The sequence below is a fragment of the Neochlamydia sp. S13 genome, assembly GCF_000648235.2.
In the GTDB taxonomy this organism is placed as follows: Bacteria; Chlamydiota; Chlamydiia; order Chlamydiales; family Parachlamydiaceae; genus Neochlamydia.
The window spans coordinates 1,057,804-1,074,473 of sequence record NZ_AP017977.1 but is presented as its reverse complement, the minus strand read 5'-3'; the positions used below and the strand labels follow the sequence as shown (position 1 = coordinate 1,074,473).

The 16,670-nt window shown below is 38.7% G+C and carries 15 protein-coding genes; 5 read left to right on the top strand and 10 right to left on the bottom strand.

Features of this window, described 5'->3' with window-relative positions; genetic code table 11:
• Positions 1-293: 293 nt before the first annotated feature.
• The gene (locus TY21_RS04105) at positions 294-512 is read left to right on the top strand and encodes a hypothetical protein (protein WP_039384729.1); all 219 of its coding nucleotides are present in this window, start codon (positions 294-296) and stop codon (positions 510-512) included.
• Positions 496-1,221: a bifunctional demethylmenaquinone methyltransferase/2-methoxy-6-polyprenyl-1,4-benzoquinol methylase UbiE gene (gene ubiE / locus TY21_RS04100; protein ID WP_042239077.1), complete on the top strand. Its 726-nt coding sequence runs from the start codon at positions 496-498 to the stop codon at positions 1,219-1,221. The genes TY21_RS04105 and ubiE overlap by 17 nt, the downstream gene beginning before the upstream one ends.
• Positions 1,222-1,496: 275 nt before the next feature.
• Here the strand turns inward: ubiE and TY21_RS04095 are convergent, their stop codons facing one another.
• Positions 1,497-2,615, bottom strand: coding sequence for an AMP-binding protein (locus tag TY21_RS04095; protein ID WP_052354318.1), 1,119 nt, complete (start codon positions 2,613-2,615; stop codon positions 1,497-1,499).
• Positions 2,616-2,859: 244 nt separating this feature from the next.
• Entirely contained in the window at positions 2,860-3,675 is an 816-nt protein-coding gene (locus TY21_RS04090) for an IS5 family transposase (protein ID WP_052354319.1), read from the bottom strand.
• Between the two features lie 402 nt (positions 3,676-4,077).
• Between TY21_RS04090 and TY21_RS04085 the strand changes: the two genes are divergently transcribed.
• Positions 4,078-5,283 (top strand): hypothetical protein, encoded by a 1,206-nt coding sequence (locus TY21_RS04085; RefSeq protein ID WP_042239079.1) that lies wholly within the window; start codon positions 4,078-4,080, stop codon positions 5,281-5,283.
• Between the two features lie 217 nt (positions 5,284-5,500).
• Here the strand turns inward: TY21_RS04085 and TY21_RS04080 are convergent, their stop codons facing one another.
• The 8 genes from TY21_RS04080 to TY21_RS04045 form a co-directional block, all read right to left on the bottom strand.
• Positions 5,501-6,898 (bottom strand): F-box/WD40 repeat-containing protein, encoded by a 1,398-nt coding sequence (locus tag TY21_RS04080; RefSeq protein ID WP_042239081.1) that lies wholly within the window; start codon positions 6,896-6,898, stop codon positions 5,501-5,503.
• Positions 6,899-7,299: 401 nt separating this feature from the next.
• Entirely contained in the window at positions 7,300-8,241 is a 942-nt protein-coding gene (locus tag TY21_RS04075) for an enolase C-terminal domain-like protein (protein ID WP_042239084.1), read from the bottom strand.
• Positions 8,238-9,146, bottom strand: a complete 909-nt coding sequence (gene menA / locus TY21_RS04070) for a 1,4-dihydroxy-2-naphthoate octaprenyltransferase (protein ID WP_042239087.1) — start codon at positions 9,144-9,146, stop codon at positions 8,238-8,240. The genes TY21_RS04075 and menA overlap by 4 nt, the downstream gene beginning before the upstream one ends.
• Before the next feature lie 20 nt (positions 9,147-9,166).
• Positions 9,167-9,997 (bottom strand): 1,4-dihydroxy-2-naphthoyl-CoA synthase, encoded by an 831-nt coding sequence (menB, locus tag TY21_RS04065; protein ID WP_042239090.1) that lies wholly within the window; start codon positions 9,995-9,997, stop codon positions 9,167-9,169.
• The gene (locus tag TY21_RS04060) at positions 9,988-10,701 is read right to left on the bottom strand and encodes an alpha/beta fold hydrolase (protein WP_052354322.1); all 714 of its coding nucleotides are present in this window, start codon (positions 10,699-10,701) and stop codon (positions 9,988-9,990) included. The genes menB and TY21_RS04060 overlap by 10 nt, the downstream gene beginning before the upstream one ends.
• The gene (menD, locus tag TY21_RS04055; protein WP_052354324.1) at positions 10,698-12,296 is read right to left on the bottom strand and encodes a 2-succinyl-5-enolpyruvyl-6-hydroxy-3-cyclohexene-1-carboxylic-acid synthase; all 1,599 of its coding nucleotides are present in this window, start codon (positions 12,294-12,296) and stop codon (positions 10,698-10,700) included. The genes TY21_RS04060 and menD overlap by 4 nt, the downstream gene beginning before the upstream one ends.
• Entirely contained in the window at positions 12,293-13,363 is a 1,071-nt protein-coding gene (locus TY21_RS04050) for a chorismate-binding protein (RefSeq protein WP_042239093.1), read from the bottom strand. Before TY21_RS04050 ends, menD begins: the two co-directional genes overlap by 4 nt.
• A gap of 61 nt (positions 13,364-13,424) precedes the next feature.
• Positions 13,425-14,024, bottom strand: coding sequence for a hypothetical protein (locus tag TY21_RS04045; RefSeq protein WP_052354326.1), 600 nt, complete (start codon positions 14,022-14,024; stop codon positions 13,425-13,427).
• A 175-nt stretch (positions 14,025-14,199) separates the two neighbouring features.
• Between TY21_RS04045 and TY21_RS04040 the strand changes: the two genes are divergently transcribed.
• Both TY21_RS04040 and TY21_RS04035 read left to right on the top strand, forming a co-directional pair.
• Positions 14,200-15,198, top strand: a complete 999-nt coding sequence (locus TY21_RS04040) for a hypothetical protein (RefSeq protein WP_042239097.1) — start codon at positions 14,200-14,202, stop codon at positions 15,196-15,198.
• A 239-nt stretch (positions 15,199-15,437) separates the two neighbouring features.
• Positions 15,438-16,586 carry a branched-chain amino acid transport system II carrier protein gene (locus tag TY21_RS04035; RefSeq protein ID WP_042239100.1) on the top strand — a complete coding sequence of 383 codons (1,149 nt, stop codon included), beginning with the start codon at positions 15,438-15,440 and terminating at the stop codon, positions 16,584-16,586.
• Positions 16,587-16,670: the final 84 nt, after the last annotated feature.

The window sequence follows — 16,670 nt, the reverse complement described above, 5'->3', positions numbered from 1 at the left end:
AGTTTTAAAATCATCCTAACTTTTTGCATAAATTTCTTAAAACACCTCTGGGCGAAGGCTTAGCTACAGGTTTACTCAAAAACTAGCCTTTTTAATTCTTGAACTATTAAATTTTTAAAACTTAAACTGACTTGATAAGCTTAAGTAATTCTAAGCCTAAAAGATAAAGAGAGGATAAAAAAGGATGGAAGGCTCCAAATCTTTATTCTCGCCTTGATGAAATTTAATTTATCTCTTTACGCTTTACATGCTAGGCTCTATTATCCCTAATAGATATTTAACAAGGTTTTTGCATGTCTAATTTAATGCTTACTGTCTTCATAGCTTTTGTCATTGTCTTAATTTCTCTTGCTTTGCTAGGAATTAGCTGGTGGTTCACAGGCAGAATAAAAATTAAGCCTGGGGCTTGCGGCCGTACTCCTAGGCAATTACAAAAAGAGAAATGTACAGAGGAGAGCGCCTCTTGTGGGCTATGTAAGAGAGGAGGAAAAAAAGATGAACTTTTACAATAAGGATAATCCAGAGTCTCTTCAGCAAATGTTTGGGAGCATCGCTCAGCAATATGATAAAACTAATGCTATACTTTCTTTTCAAATGCATAGATTGTGGAACAAAAAACTTATTTGGGCTGTAATGAAAAACCAAAACCCTTCCACTTACTTAGACTTATGCTGTGGCACTGGAGAAATTGCTTTTAAATATTTAAATAAGCGCTCTTTACCTTGTAAGGCTTACCTACTAGACTTTTGTCCAGAAATGCTTTATTGTGCTAAAGAAAGAGCGAACCATTTAAATCTTCAACCTCATACCCTTACTTATTTGCAAGCCGATGCTCAGAAAATCCCTTTGGCTGAGGAATCTATTGAAAGCGTTACGCTAGCCTATGGGATCCGTAATATTCCCCACCCTCAGCAATGTTTTAATGAAATTTATCGGGTGCTAAATACTGGAGGCACCGTAGGGATTTTAGAACTTACGCAACCTACACAGCCATTGATAAAGGCTGGACATAAATTATATTTAAAAACTATTTTGCCTATCATGGGCCAATTAGTAACTTCTAATCGCAAAGCCTATGAATATTTGTGTAATAGCATTCGTTCATTCATATCCCCTCAAGAATTAGAGAGCATGCTTAAAATAGCAGGATTTAAGCAAACTTCTGTGATTACCCTTATGGGCGGCATCGCTACCATTCTGGTCGCTAAAAAAGGTAATTAAAAAGCTTTTAGCTTACTTCTTTACACTCTCCTATGCTTTTAAGTAAGGAAGGCAGTTGATAAAGGCTTTATTTTCTTTTTAAAAAGGAGGGAGCTTTTTTAAGTGATAAAATTTTAATTTTGGGCTGTTTTATAGTCAAAGAAGCTTCTTCGTACGTTTCAATGATTCTCTTCTATAGAGAAGAAATGGCTTTTAGGCTTAGGTAGAAAATATATCTCTGCGGGAGGAAACCTTAAATATCACTTACGCAAGCCCTTGATTTTGAGCTTATTATGTTAATAAGACTGGGATGCAAGGCGAATTAACTCCCCTCTTAACAATTTTTTGAGAGGTGAGCGGGGAATGGCTTGTAAAATATGCACCTTTCTAATACGTTCAAATGGCAGTACGCGTTGATCATATAAAGTTTGCACAGATTGTACTAAAGGAGTAGTGCTAAATAAATGAATGGCATACCCTAACCGCTCATCTGGAATAGCTCCTAGCACCATATCTGTATGGATGCCTTGCTCTAACTTTATTCCTTCCAAAATTTCTTCCAAGCGTCCTACTTCTACATTTTCTCCTCCAATTTTTATGAAATCCCCTTTTCTGCCCTTTAACTTTAAAAGATTGTGATGTAGGGTGCCGACATCTTCAGTAACAAGCCACCCCTCTGCTACAGGATAGATAAGCTGCCACTCCTCTGCTTTAAAAGAGGCATAAGCAGTTAATAAAGCAGGGCTAGAAAGACAAAAGCATCCTTTCTCATTTGTTTTGACTTGTACATGAGGAAGGATTTCTAAGGGGGGAAATTGAGAAGTAGAAAGGCTATGTAAACTAGCCGTGGCCACCTGAGAAGAGCATTCAGTTAATCCGTAGCTAGGCAGCAAGGGCCAACCTAATTCACGTGCTTGGGTATACAAGGATCCTTGTAGCGCCCCTCCTCCTACTATAACTGCACGCAAGCTTTTAGGGGCTGGTAATTTATTGACCACTAGATCATAAACTTGTGCAGGCACAAGAGCAGTTAATGTTCCTTTTTTAGCTAAAAGCATTTCATAAAAATGCCGCACTGACCATTTTGTAGCGAAAGTGTCAACTGCTGCTCCGCTTAAATACCCACGTGCTTGGATAGCTAGACCTCCCACATGAAATAAAGGTAAAGGATTAATCCAAATGTCCGTTGAGGTAGCCTGAAGATGATGGTTAACTGCTTGGGCAGAAGCTAATAAAGCATCTTTAGAAAGGGCCACCAGTTTTTGTTGCGAGGATCCCGAGGTGGTTAACCATATATGCCTCTCAAATTTATTGATAAGCATTTTTCCTGTCTCCCAGAGCGAAGGTTTTATTACAGGGAGACGAGGATTTAACAATAGATGCGATTCAGCAGACTGCCAGTTAATCTTAATCATAGGTTAGCTATCAGATGATTATAAAATTTAAATTTCTTTATGCTTTTTGCCATACCTATGGCCTTGTTGCGTAAATGACCTAATAGTTGATCTGTTTAAAGGCTTATCAAGTTAGTACCCATTGTCCTTGGGGCATTCCAAGTTTTGTCATCTTGTTCATCGCCAAAGATTTAGCATATAATTCTGCTCGCTGATAGTCTAGCTTCCTAGAGCGAAAATCTCCTCCAAAGCTTCTTTTAAAACGCTACATCGCCGTTTCGGCAAGCGATCTTCTATGATAGCCACTAAGCTTTTTCCAAAGCTGCCTAGCCTCATTATCTCCACCCAAGCCTTGAATGACTTTTAAGTTATCATTCCTTTTTTTCATCCAAGGTTTGTCCGTCTCTTGGCTTAGCCTTCCTCCTCTTCTTGGAGGCACTACAGGATCTATCCCCCGAACATAAGAGGATCGATAGAAAGCTTGTCTATCATAAGCACCATCTCCGTAAGTGGTCTTTACGCTCTTTGGCAGCTTGGGGATCATTTGGCTCGCCACTAAATCATCAGCTTTATTGCTAGTTGTTAATTCACTCAAAATAATCTCATGCGAGTCTGGGCAAACGCTTAAGTGAATCTTTCTCCAAGTCCTCCGCTTTACTTTGCCATGCTGGCGTACTTTCCACTCTCCTTCACCATAAACTTTCACTCCAGTGGAATCAAAGACTATGTCTGTCGGACGCTTACGGCTTAGCTTTGTAAGCTCTTGCCCAAGCTCTTTAGCACGCCTACAAATGCGGGTATAACAAGGAACAGGCAATCCCAAAGCCAGCAAAGTAATCAGCGATGACACAAACCCTCGCACAGCACGGAGGGGTAAATGATAAACCGCTCTAATCATCAACACGCATAGGATAGCGTCAGCAGAGTAAATTCTTGGACGGCCCTTCTTCCCCGTGCTTTTATTTTCCCTCCATCCTTTAATGGTTTCATCCGAAAACCATAAAGTTATGCTTCCTCTTTGTTCTAAAGCTTTGTTATAATCGGACCAGTTACGTATGCGATAGTTAAGCTTTTTTTCCATAGCCTGCCTATATTTTTGTTTAAGCAAACTAAATTTTACAGCTCTTATGTGTTAAAGAGCAATCTTATCGCATACACTTCTTAGCATTTACGCAACAACGCCCATACCTATATAAAAATATATTAGGAAAGCTTTAACTTGATGAAAGATTACTATTATCTCATTGTTATCCATCTTCTCAAGCAAAAAATAGGAAAATGATCTCTTTCTCGGTAGAAGTATTTTAGTTCTCCCTTGAAAAATTAAGAAAGCCTTTTTACTATTTTATAGTAAGCCTAAGACTTAAAATAATCTTTGTTTTATCGGCTACTCAAATAAATACTATCCATTTAAAACCATAAAATATATTAAAATAAATATTCTATTCTATAATTTAGCCGAATATTATACCCAAGGCTTTGTATGTTAGATAAATATATTAAGATTAATTCCTATCAAAAATTTCAAATTGCCTTAAAAGAAAAAGAGATATTTCTCGACGAGACTAAATGTATTGTTAACCACGGAACCTTAGGAGAACGTGTAGTTAGCCGTACTCTATCTAAAGTAAGAGTAGGCTTATGGAATACCATCATGGATTTTGTTTTAGAAATATTTTCAAAAGCTTACAGAAAAGCTAAGCTAATTATTAAAGATAATCTAGAAAGGTTTGCCTACATGGCTCGCCATCCCCAAAAGCCGTGTATAGTTCTTTTTAAGAAACACTTGGAAACCAATAACCTAAGCGTAGAAGAAGAAAGACAAGCGTATAAATTACACAGGAGCTATTCGAAAGAGCAGGCCAACGCCGAGCTTGAAAAATTAAGTAAACCTATCGGCTTTTTAGATCATTTAGACCGGAAGATTTCCAGTGAAAGTATCTCCGATGTCTGTAAAAATAATTTAGCTAACAATGAAGTTGATAGCAAGAGAGATGACTTCCTCTTGAATGAAGCGATGCGAGAGAAACAGGTAGCAAACCCAGAACCTTCGATATATCCACAAAATATCACAATTTTAACTACCTTTCATGAGGGTAACACTTCGCTAGCCATTTTTAATGCTAACCTCGCAGATATTGAACACGAAAAAGCTGAGGTCAATTATGAAGCTGCAGAGGAGGCTGGAGACACTACACTCCCCTTCGCCCCTCAAGAGATTGATAGCCATGCTTTCCCTGAATTCCAAGAGGAGAAGGTGAATGTTTGCCAGGAAACTTTTATTTTTGAGTCTAGTGAAGCAAGTATATTGGTTAAACAATCTTTTGCTTCTGAGCATAGCTCGTTTGAGGATGATGCTATAAAGGCAAAAAAGATGGAATTAAACCACCAAATTGATGAGCTATTAAAAGATATTGGCCATCTAGCCTCTCAGCTTGCAGACTTAGATGAAGAATGCACGAGCCAATTATTTGAAAACCAGCTTCGTATAGAAGAAAATGCCAAGCTGTGGTGGTGGGCAAAGAAGTCTATAAAAGAGCCGCTGAAAATTAAAGAAGAATATGAGGAAAAAATGGCTAAAATAATAATTTTAAAGGAGATAAAAGAGGCTGAGCATGCCAATTTAATAGAACAGCAAAGAAAGTTAACTTCCAGGCAACCTCTGCTGTTTAAATACACTGCTATATAATATAACCACTTTTAAATTATAGAGAATTATGGAAGACTGCATCGCGCTCATTAGTTTTATTAAATCTCTTTATCAAATCCATGAAAGAAAAATTTATTACTATCCTACTTTTTTTCTCATCTGCTCATGATTTGCCTTAATTTTTTGCAGCTAAGCCTATCTACTTTATTAATCTATCTTAGACTATGGGGTTCTTCTTCGCCTATTGAGCTGCTAGCTACCCTCTATTGGAAGGTAAAATAGCCTTTTCCTGGGGGAAAAAATCAAACATTTGGTTATTAACGAAAAAATGCCCTGCATTAGGGGAGAATTTTATAGATGCGCAATAGAAAACATCGATTGGCAAGGTATATAGATATGTTCCTGTTTCTATTTCCCAAAAGTGAATACTCTTGTCATATACGCCGATTGCTATTGCTATCAAGTTGCTGTCCGGAGAAAATGCTACATGGCTATTCCCAATAAGTCCTGCCCAGGTATGCATACATTTTCCAGTTTCGACTTCCCAAAGGCAAATGCTATGATCATCATATTCACTTACGACAAGCCACTTACCATCCGGAGAAAACAAAAAGTTAGCATTTTGAGCCAAATTTTTTCCAAAGGTATGCTTGTATGCTCCCGTGCGAGCATTCCAGAGCTTGATAAAGCCATCTGCTTCCATTTGCAAATAAGTAGGCGGTGCAGTATTTGTAACAATCCACCTGCCGTTTGGGGAAAAAGCTACCCTCACAACTGGCTGAAGCTCTTCTAACTCCCATATGCACTTACCACTCTCTATTTCCCAAAGGCGAACAGTATGATCATCAGACGCTGTGACAATCAGCTTATCATCTGGAGAAAAAGCTAGGCTAGTGACAGAGAGGAGATGTCCTTGTAAGGTATGAAGACATTCGCCTGTTTCAACTCTCCATATGCGAGCAGCATGGTCAGCAGAGCTTGTGGCAATTAGCTGGCTATTTGAGGAAAACACTAGTGTGGTTATGTCTTGCTTATGTCCTTTCAAAGCACGTAAGAACTCTCCTGTTTTTATATTCCAAATAAAAGGTGTATGGTCATCAGAGCCAGTGGCTATCCATTCATTATTTGGAGAAAAAGCCATAAGCACCTTTTTTTTCTGGAAATTTTCCAAAGTATATAAAAGCTTTCCAGCTTTTACTTCCCAGATGCAAGGCTTAAATCCAAAGCTGTCAAAATAATTTAAAGTGGCAACTAATTGACCGTCTGCAGAACATAATAAGTAGCCAGACCCTAAATCATTTCTTGCCCCTCCTATATGTAAGATTCTTTGTACACGACCAGCTTTTATATTGGCTTGAGCTGCTAGTTGATCTTTGGGATGAATTTCTAATTTTTCTGATAGAGAATATAGGTGAGGAAAATTTTGTTTGAAAAGATGTCGCCAATGCATTTTTTCTGAAAATAGCTGATACCATTTGGTATTTACGCGGTGAGCAACAGAGGAGTCCTTAACAGACAAAAAGGAAAAAATATGTAGCAGCAATTCATTAGGCAAGCTATCAAGACTGCCTTTAGCATACATTAAAGGATGATGAAGATTGGCTTGATTAGTAGTAGATAAAATTTTAGCGAGAGAAAAAGGGGACGGCATCATATTGAACGTAGTCTCACCTATTATTGATAGATGATTTATAATATTTATTTAATATTCCTTGACTCTTATTTTATTCTTTAAGAAGAGCTTAAGTCAACCACTAATCTCTTCATAAAAAACTAGCCCAGTAACATACATTTTTTGATGAGAAATATATTATTATTCTTTTGCAAAAAAAAGAGTTATAAATTTTGATTTACATCATTCACTTATCCTTAAGCTCTTAAGCAGCCCCCTCCTCCTCGGGCCGTGATCGATTACTTTATTAGATAAAAAATCTTTAACTTTTAATATTTTTATGATGGGCCATAGGTCTTTATTATGCCCTCAAAATTTCCTTATAAGGATTAGATGTTAAATTTTTTTAATAAAAAAACAATTTCCAAAATGACAGCTAAGGTTTATTCAAAATGTTGGCTTGCAAGAAGCTCATCAAAGCCCAGACCATAACCTTGTACAGGTTGTAAAAAGGGGCCCCGATTGTTTATCCTTTCTGAAAAAGGATTATCCTGATAAATATGATGAGATAAGAGCCCGCAGGGCTCTGATGTAGTAAGTGAAGCTATATAAGCTGCACTCATTTGCCCTAAAGGATGATCCAAATAAGAAGTTACTATCAAACGCTGTCTAATATCTACCTGCTTCAATCTTTGTATAGCTGGCTTCATGATCAATACCTGGGCAGCTTCAGGCTGTCCATAGGCGCTTTTAAAAAATTCATCCGCTGCTAAAGGCACCTTGAAGGTTTCAAATGCTTTTTTCCAAGCTTTATAGGTAAAAGGAAAGGGATCTTCTATGTAATCAATAGATGTTTTAGGAACAGGTAAGCGTTCCATGAAGGACCAAAATTGTTCTGCATTTAATTTAGCATTAAAGTCTAATCGCCATTTGGCATTAGGAAACAAATGAGCCATCTCTGCAAAGATATCTTCTTCTAAAGAAAGATTATGACCTAATTTTACTTTAAAAAAAGTAAAGCCATTTTTCCACGCCTTTTGAAGATTAACAATACTGGAGGCATCCAAATGAGCCATCAGATAATGGCTCATAGGAATTTTAACACTTTCTAATAAATTTCGTTTATTCGCGCGCGCTTTTGCATCCGCGTGAGCAAAATAAATAGATTGGGCTGTTAGACGTGTACATTTTCCCTTTTGCAATAAATCAAGTTGCTGCTGCAAAGATAAATCGCCTAGCTCTTCCCAGGGGTGGCAGTCTGCATAGCCTACAATACCATCTTCAAAAGTTACTTTCAACAACGCTCCGCGCCTTAAAGAGTGAAGGATTTTTGATTGAATAGGCTGTTTGCTAGTTAATTCATAAAAGGAATGTTGGATTTTCATTGCAACCAAAAGCCTAGCGACAAGCACACCCCAAAGAATAGGTTTAATAAAGCAGCCATTCCTAGAAAAGTATTATAGATTTTAGAGGGTTCATAAAACCAAATGCAGCGTATAAGAGTAAAACCTAAAGGCAAGGTCACGAAGGGCAAGAGTCCGGCCTTGTAAAACCCTAGATCACTCCAAAGCAAGCTTAAAAAATAAGGCAAAAGAATTAAAAGGGTGATCTCTAAACGGGCAAAAGTTTTCCCAAATTTTACTGCAACCGTTATTTTTTTTGCCTTTTCATCACTCTCTATATCCCGTAGATTATTGATAGCATTAACTGCGGCTGCTAATAAACCAATCTGCAAACCAGCCAAAAAAGCTTTTTCTGAAACTTTACCAGCTTGCAAATAAAAACCCGCTTGGGTTCCTATAATTCCAAAAAAAATTATCACAAAAAATTCTCCTAGCCCATAATAAGCTAAGGGAAAGGGCCCCCCCGTATAGCCGTAAGCTAGTATCGAGGCAACGATAAGCAAAATTAAAAAAAGGATACCGCCTTGCATGATCATAGGCATGCCTATTATAAAGGCCAGAGCTAGACAAAAATATCCGCCATATAATACTTCATGGAAACTCAGCCAGCCTTTTTGTGTCGCGCGCTCCGGCCCTAATCTCGCTGCGTTATCAGCCCCTTTTTTAAAATCGAGAGCATCATTAATTAGATTTACAGCGACTTGAATGAAAAGGCCTGCTAGCAAAGCTGAAGCAAACGCTATTCCTTTAAAATAGGAAGTATAATTAAGGGCAAGTAAAGTTCCGACAAAGATAGGAACAACAACTAATATCAATGTCTTAGGGCGAGCAGCCCAAGTAAAAGCCTGCCATCTAGCTGGCTTTTTAAGAAAGTTACCATTCATCATTTAAATAACCTTTTATTCTTTTAAGGCAGCCTAGGAAAAGTAGAAAAATCAGGTGGCCGTTTTTCTAAAAAAGCTTTTTTTCCTTCTTGGGCTTCTTCAGTCATGTAATATAACATTGTAGCATTTCCGGCCAGTTCTAAAAGGCCCACTTGGCCGTCGCAATCGGCATTAAGAGCCGATTTTAAACAGCGTAATGCTAGAGGAGAATGCTGTAGCATTTCGCGGCACCAGCGAATAGTTTCTTGTTCGAGCTCTTCATAAGGAACCACACAATTTACCAGCCCCATTTCTAAGGCTTGCTGCGCATTATATTGGCGGCAAAGATACCAAATCTCACGCGCTTTCTTTTGGCCGACAATACGAGCTAAATAGCTGCAGCCTAAGCCTCCATCAAAAGAGCCTACACGTGGACCCACTTGCCCAAAACGAGCGTTATCGCTAGCGATAGTCAAATCACATACTATATGTAGGACATGTCCTCCTCCTATAGCATAGCCTGCTACCATAGCCACAACAGGCTTAGGTAAAGAACGAATCTGCTTTTGTAAATCCAATACATTGAGACGAGCCACTCCATCGGCGCCGATATACCCTTCATCTCCTCTAACGCGTTGGTCGCCACCAGCACAGAAAGCCTCTTTTCCCTCCCCTGTTAATATAACAACACCAATAGAAGATTCATTACGGCAGACTTCAAAAGCATCTTGCATTTCTATAACAGTCTCGGGCCGAAAGGCATTGCGTACCTCAGGACGATTGATAGTTATTTTAGCAATACCCTCTTCTGTTCTTTCTAATTTGATATCCACATATTGTTTAATAGACGTCCAAAGAAATGACGTTACGGACATGATAAAACCTCTTGAATAAATGATTGAATAATTTTAAGAAAAAGAATGGATTGCTCCCAGAGAGCTCGATGTCCAGCATGCGCGATGCTCTCCACACGTGATAAGGGATGAGAAAAAGTAAGTTCATGCGCCTTAGCTAAAAATTTGGTGTCTAATTGTCCGCTGATCCAAAGGATAGGAAGGGGCAAGCCTTTTAAAGCTTCAGATAAGTCATCCTGATGGCCTGTGGAAAAAAACCTCAGTTGATCTTGTAAATTTTTACGTAAAAACTGATGTTCTGAGCGCTTGACCGGAAAGCTTTTACCCCCGAAAACAGCTTGGCAATTCCAATCTCGTATAACATCTTGCCAGGGATCATTTCCAAAACGATCGGCCCAGGCCTTATCAGCTTGTAGTCTCCTTATCTTCTCTTTTTTGGAAGTCAATCCTGGGTGAGCTGAGATGATAATTCCTGCACGCCACTGGTTAGGATTATCCACTAAAGCATGCATTGCTAACCTTCCTCCTAACGAATAGCCCATTAGAATGTCATCATGCCTTGGCTGAGCCAAACGGTTAAAACGCTTGGCCCATCCCCATAGCCCATCAGCAGCAGGAGCAAGAGAAGAGTGTCTAAGGCTATATGCATGTAAATTAGGAAGGTTAAACCTTTGCCAATCGGTGGGAAGGCCTAAAAAACCATGAAGGGCATGAATTTTAGTCATAAACTTTCTACACAATTCCAAAAGCGCATAGTTGCTTGTTCATTTGGCACAATTTCAACCAACCGGTGTCCCCCATAAGATATACTGTTGGGTAGATGGGTGTAATGCTCATAGCGCATATTCCATAAATCTGCAAGAGCTTTAAAACGAAGGCAATGTTGGTTTTGTATCCGTTTATTTGCGTGCAAGTGGGCAAAAATTTTCCCCCCACCATTATTAATGACCAGGAGATTAAGATCTATTTCTTTCAACTGTTCTAATATCCAAGGTGCTGCAAGATCATAAAGAGTGGTTAAATCGCCCATAATCCCCCAATTTTGCTGGCGGCAAGAACACATTCCTAGAAAAGTAGAAAGTTGACCATCAATACCATTCAATCCACGATTAGCAAAAATATTTTCATGTTCTTCCTCTCGTGTGGCATAAGCGTCCCATTCTCGTATGGGCAGGCTATTGCCCAAGTACACTAAGGAGGAAGAGGCAATTTGCTTAGATAAATGATAAATAAGAGAAGCCTCAGATTGAGGCTCTTCTTTTAATAATGCTAAAAGTTTACTTTGATAACGCTGGTCTTCCTTTAGCCATGAGCTACAAGATTTATTTATAGCATAGCTATATTGATAAACAGAAAAAAATTCGTGCAAGGATACCGAGTAGTTTAAGCCCCAGCTTAAACCTGGGAAAGGTAATTCGCTGATCGAACAAACGTTTATTCTACCTTTAAGCTCTTCTAAATCGCGCCATAGACGGAAGGTGGGAATGCCACCTATGCGTAAAATCCCATCAATTGGATAGCCTGCCTTTTCAGCGGCCTTCCATATGTTATCACCTCGCGTTATGCTTAGCGTACGCAAGTAAGGATTTTCTCGTAGGCCTGAGGCTGCTTCTAGATAAACAGGAGCTTGATAATCAGCTAAAAATTTTACGGTAGCTGGCCTTGCCTGGCAAGATAGCCCCCCCACCACTACAAAAGGATATTTATTTTTTTGGATAAATTGATCCAGAGCTGCTTTTGCAGCCTCTATGTCCCCCTTTTGATGGGCCACTTTTGTACATCTATTATCTAGCTCTTCCCATGCGCTAAAATTTTGATTGAGGGGTTCTTCTAAGCAAACATTTATATGAGCTGCCCCATTTTGTTTCCACTTTTGAAGTGTACAGGGCTCGCCAGCGGCAATGTCTTGTTCAAAGACAGCATAATGGCCAAATATGCCTACTTGCTCAGCTGTCTGGGGCGATCCTGTGCCGCGAAAACGGCGGGGGCGATCGGCTGTTAATAAAATCAAAGGTATGCCAGTATAATAAGCCTCCATGGCAGCTGGCAAAAGCTCACCGACTGCTGTTCCCGAGGTAGTTAAAACTGCTGTGGGGCGATGCATAAGCTTGCTACGCCCTAAAGCAAAAAATGCAGCTGAACGTTCTTCGGGCCAATAATAAAGTTTAAACTGCTCCGTTTTCTCCAAAGCAGTGATAAAAGGGACATTACGGCCGCCAGGGCAGATACATATTTCTTTAACACCTCTATAAATCAGCTCTTGCAGGACTTGTATAACTAGCTTTTCATTATCTTTCTTAGGAAGGAGGTCCATATTCATAATGCTATCATCTCTTTGGTCGAAAGAAGCTTTAAATTAATTTCTTGCCATTCATGGTGCCATTGGCTAGCGGGTACAATTCCACAGCCTGCTCCAATTTTTGCCCCTTGGCTATTCCATTGAACATTACGAATGCCTACAATGCATCTAGCTTGCCTTTTATTATCGAAAAGGCAGCCTACAGGGGCACCATAACGCCAGCGATCGATCTTGTCATTGTATAAATGTAACCATTTCCTCCCTTCTTCTTTAGGAAAAGCCCCTAACGCAGGCGTAGGATGTAAAGCTTTTACAAGGGCTAAAAAATTTGAAGGTCCCTTCATTTTCAATTGGATAGGTGTCATAAGATGAGAAATTTTAGGAAGCTGTAATATTTGTAATTCTCCAATGGTTACTACTCCTAAAGAAGATAAAGATTCTTGTATGCCTTCAATGACCACCTGATGCTCATATAATTCCTTTGAATCCTGGATGAAAATAGAGTCAGAGTCCCTATATCTTTTAGTACCTGCGCAAGCTACTGTTTCGATCAGCCCTTCAGAAGCATTATGATAGTTGAATAATATTTCAGGAGAAGCTCCTAATATTCCTTCTGTCTCTTCCCAATATCCATATACATGGAGTTGCTGATCTTTTACATAATTAATTAAATGCTTAAGAGAACTGCCTAATCTATCTGGTGTCATAGTGCTTAAACTTTCTTCAAATATATAGGGCACAGCTTTTTTTAATTTTTTATTGTAAAAATGAGTGTGCAATTCTTTACAAGTATTTTCAAAATGAGCTAAGTAAGGATTTTTCCAGCTTAAAGGTAGAGGCGTAGCGGGATATGTATGCATAGCGGCTAGAAGTTCATGGTAGCTGACGATAGCTGTATATTTGTGCTGGAACCAAGGGCAAGGGGAGGATAGAAAAAAATCAGGAAAATAAAAAAAAGGGCTTGGTGACTCATAAATGTTTTCTAACCAGGTACGTGTTCCCCAGCCAATCAAATAATTATCTTTATTTAGGCGAATTAGGCTCCCCGATTCTATAAAGCAGCGCCAATCTTGCCTGGCCAGCCTCATGTTGCCTCCATCAAATTTTCTTTTATACTTCAAAGAATAATTTCTTTTTTAAATTAGGAAATCAAGGATAAGTATAAGGCCTTTCTCTATCTACTATATTTTGTAAAGCAGCTAAATCAGAGGCTTGGATTAGATCTTTGCTAAGAACTTGTATGAGTATCTCTCGTACTTTTGGACTTTTAAGAGAGGGTGAATTGATAAATTTAGCGGCTAACGTTTTTTTTACTTCTAAGTTAGTGATAGCATTTTCTAGCTGAACTTTATCAATGCTCATAGGCATTCTTGTTTTATCTTGTACGACTCTCCATTGGTTTTGCATAAGCTGTTCGGCCTCTTTAACTCGCATATTTATCTCCTGGTTTACCTGCTTAGTTTGCTCGAGGGTGAGAGAAGGGTACTTGAAAGCTGCAGGCGGATCTTTGCTGTCATTAGAGGAGGAAGACTCGCGTGTTATAGGCATGCTTGGAATGGGAGGCTCCTGCTTTAAGCGGCGCAATTCTTGCTTTAAATCTGCGTCCGTAAATGATTGTACACTAGCCGCATGCAGTTGATATAAGCTAGTCAAAGGAAGGGCAAAGCTTAACGTTTGTATGCTCACAGATAGAGGAAAAAATAGTAAAGTCATTGCTGCCCTACGGAGTGAAAGCTGATATTTTCTCATTGTGTACCTCTTTGTTAGTTGGCTTACCTGATGCCATCTCAACTTTTTTTTGGCAAGTGCCAATTTTAATAGAACTCTATTAAATGCAATTCGTTTTTTTTATTTAGTTTAATTTCCTTTATATATATAGTTTCCTGAATTATATAACCTTCATTGATGTAAGGATTTCTCAACTATGGCTAGTATTTTAAATGTTCCTAGAGAACCGTATCATTTAAATTTCGCACGCAAGCAGCTTCAATCGCCCATACAAAGAAATTATAATCCGTGCCAAGCGTTAAAAACAGCCCTCATTAAAGAAATCGTAAAAAAAAGTTTGCTTGAGTTAGCCATAGCTTTATCTTTTACTGGATTAGCTTGCTTGTTTGTAGCTACTCCATTAGGTATGGCCACGCTACTGCTTTCTACGATTGCCAGTTTGGCTATTACTACGTTGCTGAGGTTAGCACGAGCATACTGTATCTTCCGTGTATTTCAGCTAAAGCATTCTACTTCTAGGAAGGCAGTTGAAAAGAAAACACAATTTACCTCTTGGGTAGGTTTTATCAACGCTCTTATTCCCACAGCTTTTCGTCAGTTAGTGGATGCTAATACACGCGAGGTAATCGTACATGAGGGAGGGCATGCCCTAGCTGCAAAAATTTTAATAAAAAATCCTCTGGTAAACGTTTCTATTACTCCTTTTAATGGCGGTCAAACCACTTACTACGTTAGATCTTTAACTACGATAGGGCAATATATCGGACGCGCTAATTCTGAATTGCTAATCGTAGCTGCAGGCCCTGCTTTAGCAGTTTTAGCAGCCACTGCGGGTTACAGTGCTTCTCTTGCATTAAGTAAATCTCATCCTGAGCTTAGCAGATATCTTAAAACAGCTACTCTCAGCACCATCAGCCAGCATTTCTTATATGCTTTGTCCGCTTTGTGGACGACCACCTCTATACAAAAACATGATTTTGTCAATTTAATGGCTGCTGGGCTATCTCCAATTGTTGCGGCTATCTCCATCGTCGCTCTACCTATATTAATAAGAGTAGGTTTTTATATTTATCATCGAAATAAGGGTAGCCAAAAGGAAAAAACTAATGAAAAAGAAAAGATTGCTTTAAATAATAATGTTAGATTTCAAAGCCCTTTATATAACTCTCTAACACTTGAGGCTCCGCCTATCTAAAAGTTTTGTTTTTTCCCGATCAAATCTATTAGAAATTAGGTGATTGACTGAAATTAAAGAGATTTGCTAATTTAATTTCTATGAAAAAATTTACCTATCTTTTGTCTGAAACTTTTATTCCTCTTATTGGCAGTTAGCTGCCAAAATATATACTTTTCTTCATACTTATATTTATCGTTTAAAGTGCAAATAGCAAGGTAAGCTTTCTGCCTATACCCTCGACTATCAATAGGAATAAAATGAATACGAAGTTTTTGTTTGTGAGTACTGGATTTGCGCTATTTGCTATGTTTTTTGGTTCAGGAAATCTAGTTTTTCCCTTACTTGTAGGTATCGAAAGTCAAGGCCATTATTTAATTTCTTCATTAGGTATTATTTTTACAGGCGTACTTGTTCCTTTCTTAGGCGTTTTTGCTATGCTTTTATACAAAGGGGAAACAAATGAATTTTTAGGCACGATGGGAAGCTTTGCAAAATTTTGGTTTCCTCTTATTGCTTTATCTTTGATGGGGCCTTTTGGTGTACTTGCTCGTTGCATTACAGTAGCTCATGGAAGCTTTACGCTGCTTTTCCCTGACTGTTCTCTTATTGTTTTCAGCCTAGCTTTTTGCGGCATCCTCTTTTTGCTCACAACAAATAAAAGTCAGCTTATTCCTTTCTTAGGTTCTGCTTTAACCCCTTTTTTACTGCTTCTTTTATTAGCAATTATTGTAGCAGGTATGTGGTATGGCCAGCTATTGGAGCCTTACAATCCAAACTACTGGTCTGCTTTCCACGAGGGAGCTTTGCAAGGTTATCAAACGATGGATCTTCTAGCTGCCTTCTTTTTTTCGACTTTTGTTATAAAGCATCTCTCCAATCATTTTTCGGCTACTTCTGATAATAGTCAGCTTGTTAAAGTGTTTATAAAATCAGCTTTACTTGGCGGTGGCCTACTTGCTATAGTCTACTGTGGACTTGTTTACTTGGGAGCGGCTTTTGCTTCCGATTTAAAGGGAATAGCTCCCCAAATGCTTCTAGGAATTATCTCTCAAAAAACCCTTGGAGCTCTCTCTGCCCCTGTTGTCTGCTCTGCTGTTATCTTGGCATGTTTTACTACTGCCGTGGTATTGACCTCTCTTTTTGCCGATTTTTTCAAGCAACAAGTCTGCCGAGAAAGTATTCATTCCTCTCTTTCCCTTCTGTTCACTTTACTTATTGCTTTCGGGGTATCTACCAGAGAATTTTCCGGTATTGCTACCTTTTTAGCTCCTATTTTAGAGACATTATACCCCGCCCTCATCGTCTTGACTTTGATCAATATTGCCCACAAATTAGGAGGCATAAAGTTACGTCGATGGCCGGTAATGCTCACCTTTGCAGTAAAGTTATATTTTTTGATAGAGTAATAATCATGGAGTCCATATTTGAAAGTTTACTTATCAAGTAGGCTCTTTGCTTATATTAAAATTTAAGATAGGTAAGCATTATCA